Origin of the sequence: Desulfogranum japonicum DSM 18378 (assembly GCF_000429945.1) — a bacterium.
GTDB classification, from domain to species: domain Bacteria; phylum Desulfobacterota; class Desulfobulbia; order Desulfobulbales; family Desulfobulbaceae; genus Desulfogranum; species Desulfogranum japonicum.
The window spans coordinates 33891-52932 of the sequence record NZ_AUCV01000044.1 but is presented as its reverse complement, the minus strand read 5'-3'; the positions used below and the strand labels follow the sequence as shown (position 1 = coordinate 52932).

At 47.1% G+C, this 19042-nt stretch carries 16 protein-coding genes; 12 read left to right on the top strand and 4 right to left on the bottom strand.

Annotation, left to right across the window (positions count from 1 at the left end; genetic code table 11):
• The 11 genes from G493_RS0117895 to G493_RS0117845 all read left to right on the top strand — a co-directional run.
• A partial coding sequence (locus G493_RS0117895) for a nitrogenase component 1 (RefSeq protein WP_028581515.1) occupies window positions 1-390 on the top strand: 390 nt, incomplete at its 5' end.
• A gap of 27 nt (window positions 391-417) precedes the next feature.
• Complete coding sequence (locus G493_RS29920) at window positions 418-1638, top strand: NifB/NifX family molybdenum-iron cluster-binding protein (protein WP_051309481.1); 1221 nt, start codon at window positions 418-420, stop codon at window positions 1636-1638.
• Between the two features lie 70 nt (window positions 1639-1708).
• Entirely contained in the window at window positions 1709-2011 is a 303-nt protein-coding gene (locus tag G493_RS0117885) for a (2Fe-2S) ferredoxin domain-containing protein (RefSeq protein WP_028581514.1), read from the top strand.
• A gap of 103 nt (window positions 2012-2114) precedes the next feature.
• Window positions 2115-2516, top strand: coding sequence for a hypothetical protein (locus tag G493_RS0117880; protein ID WP_028581513.1), 402 nt, complete (start codon window positions 2115-2117; stop codon window positions 2514-2516).
• 255 nt (window positions 2517-2771) lie between these two features.
• Window positions 2772-3017, top strand: a complete 246-nt coding sequence (locus G493_RS0117875) for a hypothetical protein (RefSeq protein ID WP_028581512.1) — start codon at window positions 2772-2774, stop codon at window positions 3015-3017.
• 22 nt (window positions 3018-3039) lie between these two features.
• Window positions 3040-3357 (top strand): hypothetical protein, encoded by a 318-nt coding sequence (locus G493_RS0117870; RefSeq protein ID WP_153306574.1) that lies wholly within the window; start codon window positions 3040-3042, stop codon window positions 3355-3357.
• Between the two features lie 573 nt (window positions 3358-3930).
• Window positions 3931-5292, top strand: a complete 1362-nt coding sequence (gene nifE, locus G493_RS0117865; RefSeq protein WP_028581510.1) for a nitrogenase iron-molybdenum cofactor biosynthesis protein NifE — start codon at window positions 3931-3933, stop codon at window positions 5290-5292.
• Window positions 5289-6641 carry a nitrogenase component 1 gene (locus tag G493_RS0117860; RefSeq protein ID WP_028581509.1) on the top strand — a complete coding sequence of 451 codons (1353 nt, stop codon included), beginning with the start codon at window positions 5289-5291 and terminating at the stop codon, window positions 6639-6641. Before nifE ends, G493_RS0117860 begins: the two co-directional genes overlap by 4 nt.
• A gap of 32 nt (window positions 6642-6673) precedes the next feature.
• Complete coding sequence (locus tag G493_RS0117855) at window positions 6674-7951, top strand: radical SAM protein (RefSeq protein WP_028581508.1); 1278 nt, start codon at window positions 6674-6676, stop codon at window positions 7949-7951.
• A 393-nt stretch (window positions 7952-8344) separates the two neighbouring features.
• On the top strand, window positions 8345-9433 hold the full coding sequence (locus G493_RS0117850; protein ID WP_028581507.1) for an ABC transporter substrate-binding protein: 1089 nt from the start codon (window positions 8345-8347) through the stop codon (window positions 9431-9433).
• An 87-nt stretch (window positions 9434-9520) separates the two neighbouring features.
• Complete coding sequence (locus G493_RS0117845) at window positions 9521-10363, top strand: N-formylglutamate amidohydrolase (RefSeq protein WP_028581506.1); 843 nt, start codon at window positions 9521-9523, stop codon at window positions 10361-10363.
• 141 nt (window positions 10364-10504) lie between these two features.
• Here the strand turns inward: G493_RS0117845 and G493_RS0117840 are convergent, their stop codons facing one another.
• From G493_RS0117840 to G493_RS0117830, 3 genes are all read right to left on the bottom strand, one after another.
• The gene (locus tag G493_RS0117840) at window positions 10505-12226 is read right to left on the bottom strand and encodes a methyl-accepting chemotaxis protein (RefSeq protein WP_028581505.1); all 1722 of its coding nucleotides are present in this window, start codon (window positions 12224-12226) and stop codon (window positions 10505-10507) included.
• Between the two features lie 522 nt (window positions 12227-12748).
• On the bottom strand, window positions 12749-14068 hold the full coding sequence (locus G493_RS0117835; protein ID WP_051309479.1) for a putative sensor domain DACNV-containing protein: 1320 nt from the start codon (window positions 14066-14068) through the stop codon (window positions 12749-12751).
• A gap of 177 nt (window positions 14069-14245) precedes the next feature.
• On the bottom strand, window positions 14246-15964 hold the full coding sequence (locus G493_RS0117830; protein ID WP_028581503.1) for a mechanosensitive ion channel family protein: 1719 nt from the start codon (window positions 15962-15964) through the stop codon (window positions 14246-14248).
• 364 nt (window positions 15965-16328) lie between these two features.
• Between G493_RS0117830 and nadA the strand changes: the two genes are divergently transcribed.
• A complete protein-coding gene (gene nadA, locus G493_RS0117825; RefSeq protein ID WP_028581502.1) occupies window positions 16329-17393 on the top strand; it encodes a quinolinate synthase NadA in 1065 nt (354 codons plus the stop codon).
• A gap of 274 nt (window positions 17394-17667) precedes the next feature.
• Here the strand turns inward: nadA and G493_RS0117820 are convergent, their stop codons facing one another.
• Window positions 17668-18786, bottom strand: coding sequence for an HAD family hydrolase (locus G493_RS0117820; RefSeq protein WP_028581501.1), 1119 nt, complete (start codon window positions 18784-18786; stop codon window positions 17668-17670).
• Window positions 18787-19042: the final 256 nt, after the last annotated feature.

The following is a 19042-nucleotide window of genomic DNA, read 5'->3' as shown; positions in this document are numbered from 1 at the left end:
GAGTTCCTGGTGTCCATTGATATGCAGCCGATTCATATCATCACCGGTACGCCTGGTAAGAAGTTTGAGAAACGTATCAAAGAGATTACTGCCGAGATGGGGCGTGAAGTAAACGTGAAGGCAGCCAGTGATATGTTCATGCTGCATCAGTTGATCAAGAACGAGCCTGTTGACCTGCTTATCGGCAACACCTACTGCAAGTATATAGCTCGTGATGAGGATATCCCGTTTGTACGCTGGGGCTTCCCCATCCTTGATCGCCAGGGGCATCAGCATTTTCCAACCGTAGGATACATGGGTGGTTTGCGACTTCTGGAAAAAATTCTGGGAGTGTTGCTGGATCGACTTGATCGTGATGCCACAGAAACCAAATTTGAGCTTGTACTGTAACACTCTATATTCTGCAGCAGTGGCCGCATGACGGCTGCTGTTGCACCACCTTTACCCTTTTTTAGGGACATCATGAACGTTCTTTCCTTTGCTGCTTACAAAAATAATTTGACCACGCAGAATACCTATTTTGATCATTCAGTGATTTTGTTGCCCATTGCACCCGTGGCTATTTGCCGGACAAAATATGCGTCTTCGAAAAAAGTGACGCAGGATGTTTTGCTGCCTGGTGAGGCGCTTGCGCTGTTTGAAGAGACGCGTGATCATTTGCAACTTGGAGAGGATATACTCGTGGGTGTTGTCGGGCCAGGTGATCCCATGGCCTCCTTAGGTGAGGTTGTGGAGGTCTTTTCATTGCTTCGTCAACGGCATCCTCAGCTTTGTTTTGCGTTGAGAACACTGGGCTTTGGTATTGCCAAATATGCGCAAACCCTTGCAGATACAGGGGTTAAGTATGTAGAGCTTATCACTGATGGTTTTGATCTCGAAACTCTTACAGCGGTATATCAATGGCTTCGTCCGGCACGGAAAACCGTTCCTGTTTCCAGTGCAGCAGAGTTGCTGCTGCAGGAAAGGGAGGAGGCCATTGCTGCTTTGCAAGGTGCAGGCATTACTGTTACCGGCAGTGCTACTCTCTATCCTGGAGTGAACTTGGAGAAGGCTGAAAGTTTTGCTCTCCAGGCTAAAGAAAAAGGACTGGTTGCCCTGTCTCTTGTGCCGGGACAGATATATGGCAGCGACGGGGAACTTGAACAGGAGCCTGGGTGTGCTGCCATGGCTGAACTGAAGGCAAGATGTGCAAACGTTCTTCCTGTGATTCACTCGCTCGGAGATTTTCAGGTAGAGTGTGATGACCCCGAAGAAGCAGGTGTAATGCATTCCACTTTGCCTAAGCCCAGCAAAGAGCGACCCAATGTCGCTGTGGTCAGTTCCAATGGTATGGATATTGACTTACACCTTGGGCATGCGGTTAAAGTCCTGGTGTATGGACCCAGGCAGGGTGATGGTCTGGCCAGTCTGATCGAGACCAGGGATGCGCCTGAGCCGGGTAGTGGGAAAAACCGTTGGCAGGAGCTGGCGAAAGTTCTTACTGACTGTTTTGTTTTGCTTGCTGCAAGTGCTGGTGAAAGTCCGAGACAAGTACTTGGCGAGAACGGCATCAGGGTAATGTCTGTTACTGATAATGTGGAAGGATGTGTTGATGTGTTGTACGGCGGAGGCAAAAAAGGGAAAGGTTTAAAAAAGTAACTGTAACCTAGGCATGGCTGCGTTCATGCCGTTTTTGCGATTATGTGCAGTATTGAAAGGAGAACGTGAGATGGCTATTCCGGAGAAACAGATTCTTGTCTGTCAGAGTTTTCGCTTAAAAGGTGATCCAAAGGGCATCTGCCACAAGCAGACAGATGGATTTCTGCAGTATATAGAAGAAGAAATTCTGGACCGTGGGCTGGATATGCAGGTTATCGCCACCGGTTGTCTGAAACAATGTGAGTCCGGTCCGATAATGGTTGTTCAGCCTGATAACTGGTGGTTCAAAGGTGTAGACAGTGAAGAGGTCATTGATGCCATACTCGATGGTGTCGAAGATGGTGAGCCGCCTGCAGAGTACCTGATCGGATAAAATGTACAGGACAAATGGCAGCGGTGCGGGTTGTACCGCTGCAAAGCTGTACTAGATGGTTTGACTGAAACAGTGAAATGGATATTTCAAATAGGTTATCGCTATGATTGGTGTTGAAATAGATGATTGGGAAATTTATCGTCGCGATGGCGAGCAGTTTATGGGTGTAGCCAAAAACGCCTGGAAACAACGTAAAAAAGCGTTTTCGCCTGAGACACTGTACAATCTGGTTTGTATGGGGATTGAAAAATTAGTCATGGCTTTCCTGATGAAAAACGGTGATCTGGCTGACAATCATACCATAGGAGATTTGCGTGTCGCCTTGAGTCGTCATTTGCTTTTGAGCGGCGATTTGATTGAAAAGCTGAACTATCTGGATTCTTTCCAGGAGATCTGTGATGTGGATGCTTATACAATACAGATTCCTACAGACGAGGATGTGGAGAGGTTTCTTGGTATTGGTGATGATATCCATAATTTGCTGGTGCCGAGGTTGGCCGGCTAGTCTGCTTTTCCACGAGGATATTTTGCAGTAACTGTAATCCGCCGGAAATACAGTCGTGCCCAACAGGCTGAGTTTTCGTTTGTGTGCACAAATGCTCGGTGACAAAGCTGGTGCAGTCAAAAGTGCTCGCTCCGAGAGGTAGATTTTTTGAATTTCCCAGGAAAGCAATGTTTTTTAAGTGAGTAAACGCATGTCCTGGGGAAATTGAGAAATGCGGGCTCATTGTATTTTTTTGCTATAATTGCGAGGTGTAGTATGAACAAAGAAACCATGGAAAAGATTTTTGAATATGCATCCATGCCTGTGCACGGCACGCTCTCCAGAAAACTGAGAAAGGGGGTGAAGCTGCAGATTAATGAGGGCAGGGTGTATGCTGAAGCCGCGATGTTTCTTGGTGAAGGGTTTATCCGTATAACAGAGAAGCTCGATGCAGAGACAGTAAACACCTATTATAGTTGGGATACTGTTGAATCCATTCGAACGATAGGTTCAGAAGAATAATTTTACTACGCTGAGGTGTGACGTGAGTGCACAGGAGGCTGTCCCATATCGACCACTGGGAGTAATCGTCAGTATGTTGGAAAGTACCGGGTATCAGATGACCCATTGTTATGATGATCTGGTCTTCATTGAGCATAATGCCTTTTTGTTACAGATGGGAGAGCAGGGCGAAGAGGTACTGGTCTGGTTTAATACGGAAAGTGAGCCGGATAAGCGGGGGGCGATCTTTGACACGTTGCATCAACAGGGAAAGCAGTTTGGCTTGACCCTTATCCGTCAGGGGGAATATGCCCTGGTTCCCAATGAAGAAGAGGAAACCCTGCAGATTAAGTTTACGTGATATATTTGTAACTGGTTACAGGGTGCCTGAGATTTTCGTAATCAGGCTGGCGCAGCGTATTGGATCATACCCAAGCCCGGTTAACCGTGAAAAGATAAGGTGTACTGTGAGCAGTTACTCTAAATGCATAAAAGGTGCGCCAGATTTGGCAAGCCACGGTTTCTTGCAGGCAATTGAAAGCTCTGGAGGGCTTTCAATGCGGGAAACCGTGATCATTTGAAGATGGCATACCTCTGAGCTGTAATACTTTTTTTTATCTGGTCATGCCTGTTCAAGGCAGACTGTCTCCTTCGGTGCCCTGATGTTTGGGCACCGTTTTCAAATTGTACAATTACGAAAAATTTACGTCAAACATTTGCAAAGGCTTCGCTGGCTACCTTTTTGTAGATAAGCACACAAAAAGGGGCATGTGTGCAGGTGTTTGATGTTTACATTATTGTGTGTTGTATTTTCTCATTTTTTTAACTCACTGTTTTTCCTTGTTTGTTTTTAAAATGAATCGTTGGCATACCCTTTGCTGATATAGGGGTAAAGATCATACATTCATTTTTACATATACAAGGAAGCAGACTTATGAGCACAGCAACAGTACTCGATGAACGTAAGGGACAGGTCGTCCGTAAGGGCGCTGCACCTTTCGAAATAGACTGTAATAAAGATAGTCTTGCTGGAGCAGTCAGTCAGCGAGCCTGCGTTTTTTGTGGTTCCAGAGTTGTCCTGTATCCCATTGCCGATGCGCTGCACCTGGTTCATGGCCCCATAGGCTGTGCTGTATATACCTGGGATATTCGCGGTGCCTTGTCCTCTGGACCCGAAATTCACAGGCTTTCTTTCTCTACTGATCTGCAGGAGATGGACGTTATTTTTGGGGGAGAGAAAAAGCTCGAAGCTGCCCTTGATGAACTCATTGACCGTCATAAGCCCAATGCTGCTTTTGTCTACTCTACATGTATTGTCGGCATCATTGGTGATGATCTGGAAGCTGTCTGCAAAAAGGTTTCTAAGGCAAAGGGCATTCCGGTTTTACCGGTACAGTCTGAAGGGTTCAAAGGGAACAAACGTGCAGGGTATGAAGCGGCATGTAACGCCCTGTCCAGTCTGGTTGGAACCGGCGATACCGCAGGTATTTCCAAGTATTCCATCAATATTCTGGGAGATTTTAACCTTGCCGGTGAGATATGGCTCATTCGTGAATATTACGAGCGCATCGGTATTGAAATAGTTGCCAACATAACCGGTGATGGCCGGGTTGCCGATATACAGCGTGCCCACGGAGCATCACTCAACGTAGTGCAGTGTTCCGGCGCAACCATGGAGTTGGCGAACATAATGAAAGAAAAATATGGCATTCCGTCCATACGTGTCTCCTACTCTGGAGTAGATGACATGGCTGAGTCGCTGTATTCCGTTGCCAGGCATTTTGATGATCCTGAGCTCATGGAAAAGGCTAAAAGCCTGGTCAGGGAAGAGTTGGGAGCGCTTCTGCCTGATCTGAAAAAATACAGAGAAGCACTGAAGGGGAAAAAGGCTGCCATCTATGTCGGTGGCGCATTCAAGGCCTTTTCCTTGATCAAGGCTTTTCGCATGCTGGATATGGAAGTCGTCATGGTTGGCTCCCAGACCGGCACCACTGCAGATTACGAAGAACTGGAGCAGGTAACCGATGACGGCACAATAATTGTTGATGATGCCAATCCATTGGAGCTTTCAGCGTTTATAAAGGAAAAGGACGTGGATGTGTTTGTTGGTGGAGTAAAGGAACGGCCAATCGCATACAAACTTGGCGTAGCCTTCTGCGATCATAATCACGAACGAAAGGAAATATTAGCTGGATTTACGGGCATGCTCAATTTTGCACACGAAGTGTATATCTCTGTGACAAGTCCGGTGTGGAAATTTGTACCCCGTAGAGCCAGTGAGGAGAGTGCGTCATGAGCAAAATGCCAAATTATACATCAACCACCAACGCCTGTAAACTTTGTAAACCCCTAGGTGCTTCGCTGGCTTTTCGCGGTATAGAAGGATGTGTCCCCTTTTTACATGGTTCTCAGGGGTGTGCTACGTATATGCGCAGATACATTATCAGTCATTTTAATGAGCCCATTGATATTGCCTCTTCATCCCTGGGAGAGAAACATGCTGTGTACGGTGGCTCCGCTAACCTGAAGCTGGGATTGAAAAACGTCACAGCCAAATATTCACCTGAAATCATAGGTGTTGCCACTACCTGTCTGACGGAAACCATTGGCGACAATGTTCCTATGATTCTCAATGAATATAAAGAGGAATTTGCAGATGAAAATTCTCCGTTAGTGGTTCATGTCTCCACGCCGAGCTACGCCGGTACCCATATGGAAGGGTTTCTAGCTGCAACCAGAGCCACTGTAGAGCAGCTTAGCGGTCCTGCTGCAAAGCATGAAAAAATTAATGTATTCAGCGGGTTTATTTCCACAGCTGATATCCGTTATCTCAAAGATGTCTGCGAAGATTTTGGCATCGAGTATTCTTTGATGCCTGATTACAGCGACACCTTGGATGGACCCGCTCTCAATGAATATCCATTGGTTCCGAAAGGTGGCACGCCACTGGATGATATTCGTAAAATGGGAGGAGCCAAGGCTTCTATAGAACTTGGATCAACGCTACCCGGCCAGACAGCTGGCACAGTCCTGCGGGATAAATACGGAGTTCAGCTCTATCAGGCTGGATTGCCCATCGGTATCCGTGAAACAGATGCCTTCATGGATTTGCTGACTAAAATCAGCGGCAAACCGATGCCTGAAAAGTATATCGGTGCCAGGGGACGTCTCATTGATGCCATGGTTGATGGGCATAAATATATCAGTGGAAAACGCGCTGTTGTCTATGGAGAGGAAGACCTGGTAGTTGGAGTGGCTGCCTTGCTTGCTGAAATCGGTGTCAAACCTGTGCTTTGTGCTTCAGGCGGCCACAGCGGAAAATTCGAAGAAAGTATTGCCACGGTCTTGGAAGGCCTGGATTGTGCCATGCCAATTGTTAAAGAGGATGTTGATTTCTTTGATATTGAGCACCTTGCCAGAGAAGAAAAGGTTGACATGGTTGTGGGGCATTCCAAAGGATACTCCTTTGCCCGTAAGATGGAAATTCCCATGATTCGGGTGGGATTTCCCATCCACGACAGAGTTGGTGGCCAGAGGATTCTCCACCTCGGTTACCATGGTGCACAGGGCTTGTTTGATTTGATTACCAATACTGTTATTGCCAAGAAACAGAGCGACTCACCCATTGGCTACAGCTATATGTAAACGGAAGATGCTTCATAAATGAGGATATGACTATGACGACTTCAAAGGATAAAGAGTTCTTGAAACATCCCTGCTTTAACGTAAAGGCAAAAGGCAAATACGGGCGAGTGCATCTTCCTGTTGCCCCAAAATGTAACATTAAATGTAATTTTTGCGATCGCAAGTATGACTGCGTGCTTGAATCCAGACCGGGTGTAACCAGCAAGGTATTGACCGTAGAGCAGGCAGGGGTATATGTCAAACGTGTTCTTGAAAAAGAACCACGTATCACTGTTGCCGGTATTGCAGGCCCGGGGGATCCTTTTGCCAATGGTGATGAGACCATGGGCACCATGCGTATGATTCATAAAAATCATCCTGAGATGCTGCTTTGCATTTCCTCCAACGGCATGAATATAGGTCCGTATATAGATGAATTGGCGGAACTGAATGTAGGGCATGTAACCATAACGGTCTGCGCTGTTGATCCTGAAATCGGACAGAATATCTATTCCTGGGTGCGAGACGGCAAGGTTGTCTACAGAGGACTGCAGGCTGCAGAACTGCTGCTTTCCCGCCAGCTTGCCGCCATTAGCAGATTAAAGGAACATGGCATTACCGTAAAGGTGAACTGTATTGTTATTCCCGGCATCAACGACCATCATATTGAAGATATTGCCAGCAAAATGAAAGAGCTTGGGGTTGATCTCTTCAACGCCATGGCTCTTTTCCCCAATGCTAACACGCCGTTTGGAAATTTGACCCAGCCGGATAAGGAAACCATGGAAAATATTCGCTCCATGGCAGAACAGTACCTGCCCCAGATGCGTCATTGCACCAGATGTCGTGCAGACGCCGTCGGTCTGTTGGATGATGACAAAACAGAAGAATTCAGAAGTTGCCTTTCATCCTGCTCAAGTATTAAGCCCATGCCGGTCAATGGGCGTCCCTATGTGGCTGTTGCCACCCTTGAAGGTCTGCTTGTGAATCAGCACCTGGGAGAAGCCAACTCGTTTGAAATCTGGGAAATGGATGATGGCAGTTACCGTAAGGTGGAAGAGCGGCCTGCGGCGGAAATTGGTGGCGGTATTAAACGATGGCATCAGCTGGCCCGTATTTTAGGTGATTGCAGGGCTGTACTGGTCAGCGGTGTTGGCGAAACACCCTATGAGATTTTAAGCAGTGCCGGTGTAAAGCCCGTGGAGGCATCCGGTTTTATCGAAGACGGCCTGCGTGCCGTATATGAAAAAAGAGATCTGAATCAGCTTCGTGGTCGTCGTAACCCCTGTGCCGAAGGCACCTGTACAGGAACCGGCGGAGGCTGCGGCTGATAGAATAGAATTTTTACCTCCTCCCTCTCTCTTCTTGTGCATGCGGGCAATATAGCCAGTGGTTGTGTTGTCCACTGGTTGCCCGCATGTTTTTTGATTTTCCCTGTTTATTTTTTCTGTAGATCTTCTCCCTCTTTTTGCTCAATCCTTGATTTCATCACCCAATTTTGAGAGGATATACTAATATGTGAGCATGTTTTCCGGGCAGGAAACATCTTTTTGCCTTTTGCTGTGCAGGTGTGACGTTATGTGGTCTGGATTCTCAGTCATAAGTTGCCTGGGTGCAGTTTCATCTGCTTTGTTTCAAATACCCCTTACGTGGTTGCAAACCATTATGCTGATGAGTCTGGGTTTGCTTATTATGCGACTGGTACTTATAAGAGGATATCTCCCATGTATATTGGCCTGCGTTTGAATGCAATGCTTCGACAACGCTGGTTAGCATTGATTTGTATTACCCTGAGTGCATTGTGCTTCTGGTGCTGTACTCCTTCTGATGAAAGGGCAAATTCCCGGAAATCTCCATCCCGTCGTCATGAGAGCGTCAGTTTTGTAAAAGAGCTGCCTCGTCTTCTTCTTATTAATTCCTATGATTATGGGTATCCCTGGACCAGGGGCATCACTCGTGCTGCGGCAGCGCTTTTACAGGTACAACTTGACGAACAGGGGTATGCCAAAGCGCAATCAACAGGTGCTGTTTTGCTTAAAATTGAATATATGGATACTAAGCGGAACGTAGAGCCCGACTTTATTGCCTCTGCTGTTCGCAGAATGGAAGGTGTTATTGAGCAGTTTCAACCGGACCTGCTCCTGGTGTCCGATGACAATGCAGTGAAATACCTTGTTGTTCCGAACTGTCGAAAATGGAAATTTCCTGTTATTTTCTGCGGTGTCAATGGGAGTGCCGATGAATACGATCTGCCTCCGGAAAAGGTGGTCGGCATGGTTGAAGTACAGCTTGTTGATCAGATTGTCGACCATTTGCAAAAATATGCAAAGGGACCGCGAATAGGTTTTCTCAAGGGGAATGATTATTCTGCGAGAAAAGAGGCCCAGTTTTATGCCGAACGTTTGAACCTGCCCCTGGATATTCGTCTGGTAGCCACCTTTGACCAATGGAAAGAGCAATATCTCCGTCTGCAAAGTGAAGTTGATATGCTCCTTATCGGCAATTCCTCCAGGGTAATGGGGTGGGATGCTCAACAGGCTAAAGTGTTTATTGATCGGGCAACCCGTATACCCACAGGTAACTGGGATAGTTGGATGGCACCTTTTGCACTTATTACTCTCGCTACCCAACCTGAAGAGCAGGGACGATGGATAGCAAATCAGGCCTTGAAAATTCTTGATGGTGTTCCGGTGAGCCAGCTTGAAAACAGCCAGAACAGGCAGGCTGCCATCAGCCTGAATATGACCCTGGCAAAAAAATTGGGTATCACCTTTCCTGCTAATTTTCTTTTACAGGCCAGGTTGGCGCATTAATGTTGTCTGCAAGAACGTGCAGAGGGGGCTGTTATAGTAGGTACCTGGCCATAAATGAGGCAAATAGTTTTTATCGAGAGCAGATTCATGCATATTCTTGAAAACACGAACATCAGTTCGCGATTACAGAATTTAGAACCAATACAGGGAACCACCGCAGATGGGGTTGTCACTCTCTCGTTACGGCAGTACAGTCCTCTGCTTTGTACTGCTATCCATGACGGGCATCATATGTTTAGCTGGGCCAGGGATAATTGCCTGCTCAGTGACAAAGAGCGTTTGCAGGAAGAAGATCCCCATACAGGCGAACTGCTGAAAGATATGGGCATGGTGATTCAGGCAAGGGATTCACGGTATATGTATGATATTAATCGAAAGCCTTTGGAATCCCTGTATGAGGTCGCGTGGGATAGACCTGTCTGGAAAAAACCTCTGGTTGCCAGCGAAAAAAAGGTTCTGTTAAAGCGGCACAGCCTCTATTATCAATATCTTACTGAGATTGTTGAACGGTTGTTGGGAGAATATGAGTATTGCCTGCTTTTTGATTTGCATACATATAATGGGCATCGTCAGAGAAAAGGAGCTCCTTTGTTCAATATCGATACCTATTTTGTTGATACAGAGATGTTTGGCGATGTGTTGGCTTGTCTCATTGAACAGTTGGACCAAGTCTGTCTGGATGGAGTGGATTGTTCCGTTGCCTGTGATGACGTTTTTTCAGGAGAAGGATACCTGACTGAATTTTTATACACCCATTATCCTCGATGTTTGTGTATTTCCCTGGAGGTCAAAAAGGTCTTTATGGATGAATGGACCTGTGAAGTGGATGTCCAGAAGCTGGCTGATCTGCAGAGCCAGTTGTCTGTGGCCCTGAGCAAGGTGGGACATTTTTTTACCCGCAAGTATGCCAGGTGTCAACAGCAGGAGTGATAACCGTTGGCCGCTTTGGATAAGTACCCGTGGTTTGGCAACGAGGGGCTGTGAGCAGTTCGTGGTTTTGAAGGGGGAAATGCGAGTCGATCCGGGCTCCCTTCCCAGGGAAGCCCGGATGAAAGGCAGAGAATATTCCGGTTATACCTTGAATACACTGACAAGCTGATTCAGTTGGCGCGACATTTCCAACAGTTCCTCTGCATTTTGAGAAAGGCTGCTGCTGCTTTCTGATATCATGTTAGATGTTGTATTGACTTCAACCATGTCGGTGGTAATGGAGCTGGCAACCACTGTTGTGTTGCTGATATTTTCATTTACCTCTTTTAACCCCAAGCTGGCCTGTTCGATGTTTTCGGCAATTTCTCTGGTTGCCGTTGACTGCTCATCCACACTGGAAGCAATGGTTGCCACAATTTCATTTACCCTGTTGATGACATCTGTAATTTCGTGGATTTCATGAACAGATTGGTCTGTGGTTGCCTGAACCCCTTCAATCTGCAGCCGAATATCAAGGGTTGCTGCGGCTGTCTGTTTTGCCAGTTCTTTTATTTCGTTTGCCACCACGGCAAAACCTTTACCTGCTTCCCCGGCACGTGCAGCTTCGATGGTTGCATTCAGAGCAAGCAGGTTTGTCTGTTCGGAAATTTCTGTGATTGTCTCTGTTACATTATTAATAGCCAGGGCGGCCTGGCCGAGGTCTGCCATTTTCTGGGAGGTCTGTCCTGCTTTGCTCACAGCCTCCTCTGATATGGCATGCGCCTGCTGGGCGTTCTGCGCGATTTCATGGATAGTGGCCGTCATCTCTTCAGCTGCGCTGGCAACCATGGCTGTGTTGGTGGTTGACTGTTCCATGGCAGCTGCCACGCTGGCCAGGTTGGCATTCATTTCTTCTGCCGCCCCTGCTACTGCGTTTGATCGCTCAGCACTTGTCTGGGCATTATCCGACATTTCCGCAGCAACCCTTGTAAGACTGTTCGAGGCGCTTTCAACCTGGGAGCTGTTGCTGATAACTCCTGAAATAATGCCGTGGAGTTTCTCGATGAACAGGTTGAATTTATTGCCAAGTTCGCCAATTTCATCGTTGGTCAGAATTTGAATTCGTTTGGTCAGGTCACCTTCACCCTCTGCGATATCGCTCAAGTTGATCACGACATGATTCAAACGCTGCACGATTCCATATGCTATGAGCAGGATAATGGAAATAATGATCAGGAACACAACACCTGATGTCGCCCCCATGGCAAACAGGGACTTACGTAGGTGGCTGTTCATTTCATCCTGCATGTTTGCTACGGTGGTGTCAATATTATCGATATAGACACCGGTTCCTATCCACAGATCTGTTCCCGGTATCATTTCCGAATAGCCCAGTTTGGGCTTATTTTCCTTTGTAGGAGGTTTGGGAAAAATGTAATGAACAAATCCGCCCCCATTGAGGGCTGCTTTCATCAGTTCACGGACATAATACACACCATCTTTATCTTTTGCTCCACCCAGGTCTTTGCCCTGTTTATCCTTCCCAGGAGGCAAAGCCACATTGGTGGTTTTGTTATAGACAAAGTAGTACCCTGAACTATCGTCTTCAAAACGAATCTCATCAATGAGTTTACGTATAGTTTCAATCTGTTGTTTTTCATCCAGTCCTGTAATTGCCTTGCTCAGAGTAAGAGCGGCAGTATGGGTCGCCACCTGGAGCTTAGCCTTTTGTCCAGCCAGCATGATTGTAGCTGTCTCTTTCAGGCCTTCGCTCTTCACCTTATTTGCTGTGGATACAGCGAAATATGTCATGAGCGCAAAAAGAAGAATAATGAGAAAAATAACGAGAAACATGCGTTTCTTGACGCTTAGCCTATTGAGCATAATGACACTCCTTGCCTGGCAGGGGGATCTGTGTGAGAGCACCCCTGGATGTGAAAAAACATATAATCATTCACCAAGATATGGGGTTGCAGGTACAGTTACATAACTGGATGTGTTCAGTCCATACACGGTGACCGAGTCGTGTACAGGAGCGGATGCTGGTGAACGATTACAAAAATATCGCTTATATTTTAGGATAGGTGTCGGGCAAGCCAGATGTCAAATGTCTGAGATTTTTTTTTGAGATATTGATGAAGAATTCCGCTATATAACGGGCTGCACAGAACTGAGATTGAGCAGACATCAACAGCAGATAAAGGAGAGTAGAATGCCAAACCACCATATACTGTGGTGTGGCATGTTCTCTATGCTGGTCTGTAGGTGGGAAGTATTTTTTTCATGATGCTGCTGGGCGATATATGGAAACGTTGTTATAAAATCCTGCAGATGTGGCAGGAATGGGCCTGGTATTCCCTCCAGGTTTTTCACTGGCAGAGGAAAGATGTATGTGAAGCGCCCGGATTACACTTCGCCGGTAAATGTAGACGACGTCAGATCCCAGCAGGTAACGATTCCATTTCTCCATTTGGCAAGTTGTACACTGCCATCCTGTGACACAACAATGGCCATGACGTGATGCAGTGCGTTGCAGAGATGATACACTGAGCGATGACGTGACCCTGATCCCTCGATTTTTTCCAGGGTTACCATCTTACCTTCGGTGTCCGTGGCCATGGCAATTTCCGTAAGTTTGTCCAGGCTGCCTACAATCATTCCCCCAAAACCGATAGCTCCACCTTTGTTGACTACAACAGCGCCGTCTACAGCGGCCAGGCTTGCTACAAACTGGGCCTGTTCATAAAAGGCCTCTTCCAGGTCATATGTGGTTTCATGGCGCAGGCCCACGTAATCATCCCAGGTGATGACCTTGTCCGGGTCTTCAGGGTCTGCCAGCAAGGTGGTCGCAATCTCTATGGTTCGTCGAAAAAGCCGGATCTGACGGCGAATTGCCTCGTCGTCTGCAAAAGCGTATTTCAAAAGAATATGAGGGGAATCTCCTCCCAGTTCAGGGGGCTGGTCACCGGGAAAAATAAGAAAACTTCCTCCATGACTGGCCATTCGTGTGGCACTGATGGTTCTTTTCAGCAGTTGGAACTGCATGCTTTCAATGAATTCATCAGTGATTTTTGCCACTGGCACATCGGAAGAGCTCCTGAATGCTTCATGAATGGCTATGATATCTTCCCTGTCATTGGCAAAAAGTTTTTTCATCCACTGCGAAGTAAATACATTGGCGGAAGAGTCGACAACCCTGCCGCAGTTCAGCACCGCAAGTGTCTTTACCCCGCGACAAATGGTCAGCATACCAGGGCCGTTTACATGAATAACAAGGGCTTCCGGAAGCTTGTTAGACTTTTTACTGCCCCCACGCTCACTTTGCAGCCATCGTTTTCCAGAATTGATAATACCCCAGATTTGAAAACCTGTCTGGGGTGTAAAGGAAACACCAACCAGCGAACGTTCAAAATCCACGGCAGGTGAAAGACGACGCAGCTCATATTCATTGAAAGGACGCTTGGTGGAGAACAGAATGCGTTGAAAACCTCGTGGTGGTCCCTGGCCGGCGGGAAATGCCTCTGAGCCGGTGATAATCAGGCGAATGTTAACCGGACGATTTTCTTCACGCATCATGCTCACCTGATAACAGGTGGAGATCACATCCTCCAGATTTTTAGTATCAGGGAGTACGTAAGGTGAGTCTGTATCAGGAAGTGAAGATGGGGCCAGGGTGTCCCATTTTTCAGTTATTAAAGAAACAAGTTCTGTTGGATAGACATGCATGGCGGCCAAAAACAGGGTTTATGTTGTATGATCTCCGACACCCGTGTTACAGATGGGTAAAAACGAACCATCTGCAATGCTTCCTCCGGGTAAAAAAGAGTCAGGTTTTACCCGAAGGAGAGTGTTTTCTTTGTACCATATTTTAAAGCAAATACCATGCTCATCTTGTGCAAATCGTTAAACGTTTTTTTGAGCAGCTTCATGAATGGTCAGTTGAGGGAAAGGTATTTCCCAGTCATTCTCTGTGGCGCACTCAACACACCAGGCGTTGAGGCTACGTTCAATACGTTTGCAGATATCGGCGGTTTCTCCTTTGAAATCTGCCAGTAGCAGTATATCCAATGACGAACTGTTTGCCTGCATGAATTCAATTCTGAGGTTGATCAAACTCTGGCCAAACTCAGATGCTTCCAACCGCTTGTTGATATACTCTTCAAGGATCACAGGAACTGTGGTGGTTATACTGGATTGCAGAGCATAACTGAGCCCGAAAACTACTCTCAGCCTGTAGTTACGGGAAAGGTTCTGCGGGTTTCCGGCCAGGAAATTTTCTGTGGTATAAACCCTGCGGGTCCCTCCACGTTCCACCAATTCCACCAATTCATGAGATTGGCTGACCACTCGTGCCCTGGGCGCATCTCCAATAACCACCCAATCTCCTTTTTTGCAGGGAAACCATGGCTCGTCAGGTTGATACTGTCTGGATGAGTGGCCAACTAGTTGCTCCACTGGAATGCGCAGGGTGGTATTCAGTGCTGGGTTGGTCAGTTTGCAGAACACGTTTATGGAATCCACCCGCCAGGGGATTCCATGGAAGGTTATACGCTCCCTTTCGCGTACAGATCCAATATTGAGCATCAGGCGGCCTTGCTGCCAGAGTTTGGGCACTCCCTGGCGGATAGTCCAGGTGAGGCCAATGATGAAAATTATGGTCAGGCTGAGAAGGAACCAGTCCTCTGCAAGGTAAAGCACCAGAAAGGCACTGCAGATAGCCAGAAAGAATGAAGTGGCCTGAAAGAGTATGTCAATGAGCCGGACCTGAAATGAGCGCTGTTCCGTTCCTTTGTGCAGCTTTCTGGGAAGATAGACAAAAAAGAAACGGTACAGTAATCGACAGAACAGGAGGATAAGGAAAAATGTAAGCAGAGATATGACGAGAAAGCGGCCACGGTCCTTAAAAAAGGTGCGGACGGATTTGCGGGAATGTTCGACCAGTGAACCATCCTGCTGGTTGAGCTGGTTCAACTCCATCTGGGCAAGCTCGCGTTTACGTTCAAGCCTGTTGAGAATGGTTTTCCACTCAGGAAGCAGGGTGTTAAGCTTTTTATTAACCTTTTTATCCTGGTTGACTGTTAAGAGTTCTTCCAGATGGGATACTGCGGCCGAGGCTGTTGCTGTGAGCTTGTCCAGTTCATTGATGGACTCTTTGAGATGCGTTCGTTGTCTTGCCCTGATGGTCAATCTTTTGAGTTCTTTTATGGCTGGCTCTACCAGGGATGCAATTTCTTCTTTCCAGTTGAATGTTTCTGGGGCTTTTTCCACAAAAAGTGCAGATTCCACCCCTGTGGCAATACGTTCAAAGTCAGTATTGGTATCTGAAAGCTGACGGTCCAGTTTTTGCAATTCTTCCTGTAGTTTTGACTTTTCGGTATCAGACGAACTGGACTTGAGTTCCTTTTTGGAGAGTTTGATTTGTTCCTGAAGACCTTGCTGTAGCTCTAAAAGCGAGTTGAGCATTTCAGCTGTTTCCTCAAGTTTGTCTTTGGGTTCAGCCTGTACCGGAGTCGTCAGTTCTGTAATCGGCGTTTTCTCTTTATCAGCTTTTTCAGCTGTATGACCAGTGGCAAGAGGAATGAGAAGTGTACTATAAAGAATGAGAACTAGAATTTTTTTCATAGAGTATAGGGGGTGTAAGGGAGAGAGAACCGGAAAATCAGAAAATAGTAACACGTACAATACCATTTTTTCCTGTTTTTCGCAAAAAAGAGAGGAGGATGCAGGGCGAAAGATAGGATTACAGGGCGCTCTGCCAAAGGAAATGCGTTGTATTTCTGGCGAATTTGCTGTACTAGGTCGAATTTAGTTTACAGGAAATCCTTATTTCTCATGATCTGAATCCATGCAGATTGTGAGGGGTGAAAAAAAGGAGTAGGCAGAATTACATTGTTGAGGATTACCGGGTGATGATCCTCCATGGCATTATACTGTGGAGCATATACTTGAAACAGTCACCGGTTATAGCGTTGAGGTCGTAGAAGTCATGAAAGTTAAAGGAACTACACAAGAGGCTCAGGTTCATATTCCTCAGGTAAAGGCACCGCCATACCCGGAGCAGGACCACTTGAGTGAGGAAGAGAAACGTGAACTCAAGGAGCAGATTAAACAGAAACTGAAAGAGCAGAATGCTGTACTGGTAGCTCACTACTATACTGATGGTGACTTACAGGATCTGGCTGAGGAAACCGGAGGATGTGTGGCTGATTCTCTGGAAATGGCCCGATTTGGAGCAGAGCAGGAAGCTTCCACTCTGGTTGTTGCCGGTGTGCGCTTCATGGGGGAGACGTCAAAGATCCTCAATATAGAAAAACGGGTACTTATGCCTGATCTGGCTGCAACCTGTTCTCTGGATGAAGGCTGCCCGATTGATCAGTTCAGGGCATATTGTGATCAGTACCCCGACCACACTGTTGTTGTCTATGCCAATACCAGCGCAGAGGTCAAAGCCCGTTCAGACTGGGTTGTAACCTCAGGCATCGCACTACCTGTGATCAAGCATCTTTCCCAGCTGGGAGAAAAAATTCTCTGGGCGCCTGATAAACACCTTGGCCAGTATGTACAGCATATGACCGGCGTGGAGATGATCTTCTGGCCCGGATCCTGCCTGGTCCATGAGGAGTTCAAGGCAGACGCCCTGCAGAAGATGCATCTTAACCATCCCAAGGCAGCAGTTCTGGTACACCCCGAGTCTCCTCAGAATGTGGTTGACCTTGCAGACGTGGTGGGGTCAACAACAGCTCTGATTGAAGCAGTACGCACCATGGATAATCCAGAATTTATTGTAGCCACAGATGCCGGCATTCTGCATAAGATGCGGCAACTAGCTCCAGATAAAGTGCTCTTGCCAGCGCCGACCATGGGCGAGGGGGCCACCTGTGAAAGTTGTGCCCGTTGTCCCTGGATGGCTATGAATTCTTTGAAAAAGCTGGCCCATGTCCTTGATACAGGCGAGAATGAGATTCTGGTTTCCCAGGAGCTGGCCAAGAAGGCGAGGATTCCCATTCAGAGGATGCTGGATTTTGCCGCGCAGATGAAACAGAAAAAATAATATACCTGGTTGGTCCATGAAACGTCCTGGAGCGGTGCATGTATACCTCTCCGGGGCGAAACGGCATAAAACCGAATTGTTCTGTGTCTGCTGATTTGCCGGCACTGTTAAATCTTCCGTCGAGTTTTTCTGCTGAAATTTCAAAAATATTCACAGATGCCAGGCCGCACCAGTTGCTAGAATATACAGTTATAAACACGTTGCGGTATTGATTTTCAGGAGCGTGTGAGAAATGCCTGCATAAAGGCATTTCTCACCGGTATGACTGTGCTATTCAGGAAGTGATGGTTTCCCGCGCGGGCCGGAAACTTCCTGTGGAGATATCCAGGCCCTGGAGAAGAAAGCGCGAATCCTTATATAGGGTGCTGATAATACCTGTCTGGTTGTGATTAATGATCAGACGCAGGGGGATATTATCAAGGGTCAGCATTTCATAATCAGTATCTGCATCACCGGCGATGAGGGCAATGGGGTGTTCGATAAAGCGTTGTATAACGTCCACTTTGCCTTCACGGAAAGTCACGGGATAATCGTTCTCTTCCTCTGTGGTCAACATGTTGCCATGCGTTAACTTCACCTTGATGCCGTAGACGTTTCTGTTCTGTACTGGGAAGGCAAAACGGCGTACAGCCTCCTGTACCAACCAATTGGTGCTGGCTGATACCACTTTACAACTGACGCCCTTTGCTTCCAGTTCTGCCATGAGTTGCCGCATTTCTGCAAACGGTTGCATCCCCATGGGATATCCTATCTGCAAGCGACCGATGGGGTCAGCAAAACTAGCCTGCAACTCTTTTGTAACCAATGGCTCCTCTGTGACTGTCTGGATAGTCGTTGCCGCCATGTCATACATTTCATCAACCGTAAAACCTGCCAGTAATTTGGCCAGGAACGGCAACACGAATCTGGGCCCTAGTCCTTCGTCTTTACGTGCCATGGCAGTATACCAGAAAAACAGGGTCTGAAACTGCCCGTAGGTATCAGTGGTGAAGATTTCCGGCAGTGAATCACGTTGCTTGTGTTCCATGAGCTCTCTATAAAGAGCTATCAGGGTAGAGCGAATGACAGGGTAGGGTTTACCGGCTAAAGGTTCATCACGTTCAGGAATCAGTGCTGCAAATTCTGCTGCATCCAGTCGGTATTCCAACTGAAAAAGCTGGTGGCGAAAGACAGCCTGACCGATATCCCGAAAAATACAGGTGTTGTCAAAATCAAAAACTGCACAGTAGCCGGGATTCGTTTCTGGCAGATTCGCAATGATCTGTCTTATTTGCTGAATGTTCTGCGGGAACCAGTTTGCTGGTATTGCCGGTCCGGTGGTCTCGGTTTGAGAATGGGACGAACACTGTTCGTCGACTGTGTCACAATTACTCTCGCCAGGGGAAATGCACATATTGTCTGCCCGCTATACTTGGGAATAGGGTCGTCTTGTTTTTGATGTTCAGCCCGCGATGTGTCACCAGCTTTACATGTCAGCTGGAGAGGGTTGTTGGCAACGGCGGCAGGCTACCATAGCGTTTCTCTGTCAAAAGGGATATCTGTTGAGAAACGTGCTGTTAATCATTTTACGCGTGAATCACGCCAATACAGACTCCCTATTCGGTACAGATTCCAACTATAAAATACTCCAGCAACAAATGCTTGGGTTT

What these genes read in the sequence shown, in the direction of transcription:
- G493_RS0117875 (WP_028581512.1), top strand. Translation starts at nt 2,772, where the DNA reads ATGAACAAAGAAACCATGGAAAAGATTTTTGAATATGCATCCATGCCT.
- G493_RS0117840 (WP_028581505.1), bottom strand. Translation starts at nt 12,226, where the DNA reads ATGCTCAATAGGCTAAGCGTCAAGAAACGCATGTTTCTCGTTATTTTT.
- G493_RS0117850 (WP_028581507.1), top strand. Translation starts at nt 8,345, where the DNA reads ATGTATATTGGCCTGCGTTTGAATGCAATGCTTCGACAACGCTGGTTA.
- G493_RS0117835 (WP_051309479.1), bottom strand. Translation starts at nt 14,068, where the DNA reads ATGCATGTCTATCCAACAGAACTTGTTTCTTTAATAACTGAAAAATGG.
- G493_RS0117855 (WP_028581508.1), top strand. Translation starts at nt 6,674, where the DNA reads ATGACGACTTCAAAGGATAAAGAGTTCTTGAAACATCCCTGCTTTAAC.
- G493_RS0117830 (WP_028581503.1), bottom strand. Translation starts at nt 15,964, where the DNA reads ATGAAAAAAATTCTAGTTCTCATTCTTTATAGTACACTTCTCATTCCT.
- G493_RS0117885 (WP_028581514.1), top strand. Translation starts at nt 1,709, where the DNA reads ATGGCTATTCCGGAGAAACAGATTCTTGTCTGTCAGAGTTTTCGCTTA.
- G493_RS0117845 (WP_028581506.1), top strand. Translation starts at nt 9,521, where the DNA reads ATGCATATTCTTGAAAACACGAACATCAGTTCGCGATTACAGAATTTA.
- G493_RS0117820 (WP_028581501.1), bottom strand. Translation starts at nt 18,786, where the DNA reads ATGTGCATTTCCCCTGGCGAGAGTAATTGTGACACAGTCGACGAACAG.
- G493_RS0117860 (WP_028581509.1), top strand. Translation starts at nt 5,289, where the DNA reads ATGAGCAAAATGCCAAATTATACATCAACCACCAACGCCTGTAAACTT.
- G493_RS0117880 (WP_028581513.1), top strand. Translation starts at nt 2,115, where the DNA reads ATGATTGGTGTTGAAATAGATGATTGGGAAATTTATCGTCGCGATGGC.
- nadA (WP_028581502.1), top strand. Translation starts at nt 16,329, where the DNA reads ATGAAAGTTAAAGGAACTACACAAGAGGCTCAGGTTCATATTCCTCAG.
- G493_RS29920 (WP_051309481.1), top strand. Translation starts at nt 418, where the DNA reads ATGACGGCTGCTGTTGCACCACCTTTACCCTTTTTTAGGGACATCATG.
- nifE (WP_028581510.1), top strand. Translation starts at nt 3,931, where the DNA reads ATGAGCACAGCAACAGTACTCGATGAACGTAAGGGACAGGTCGTCCGT.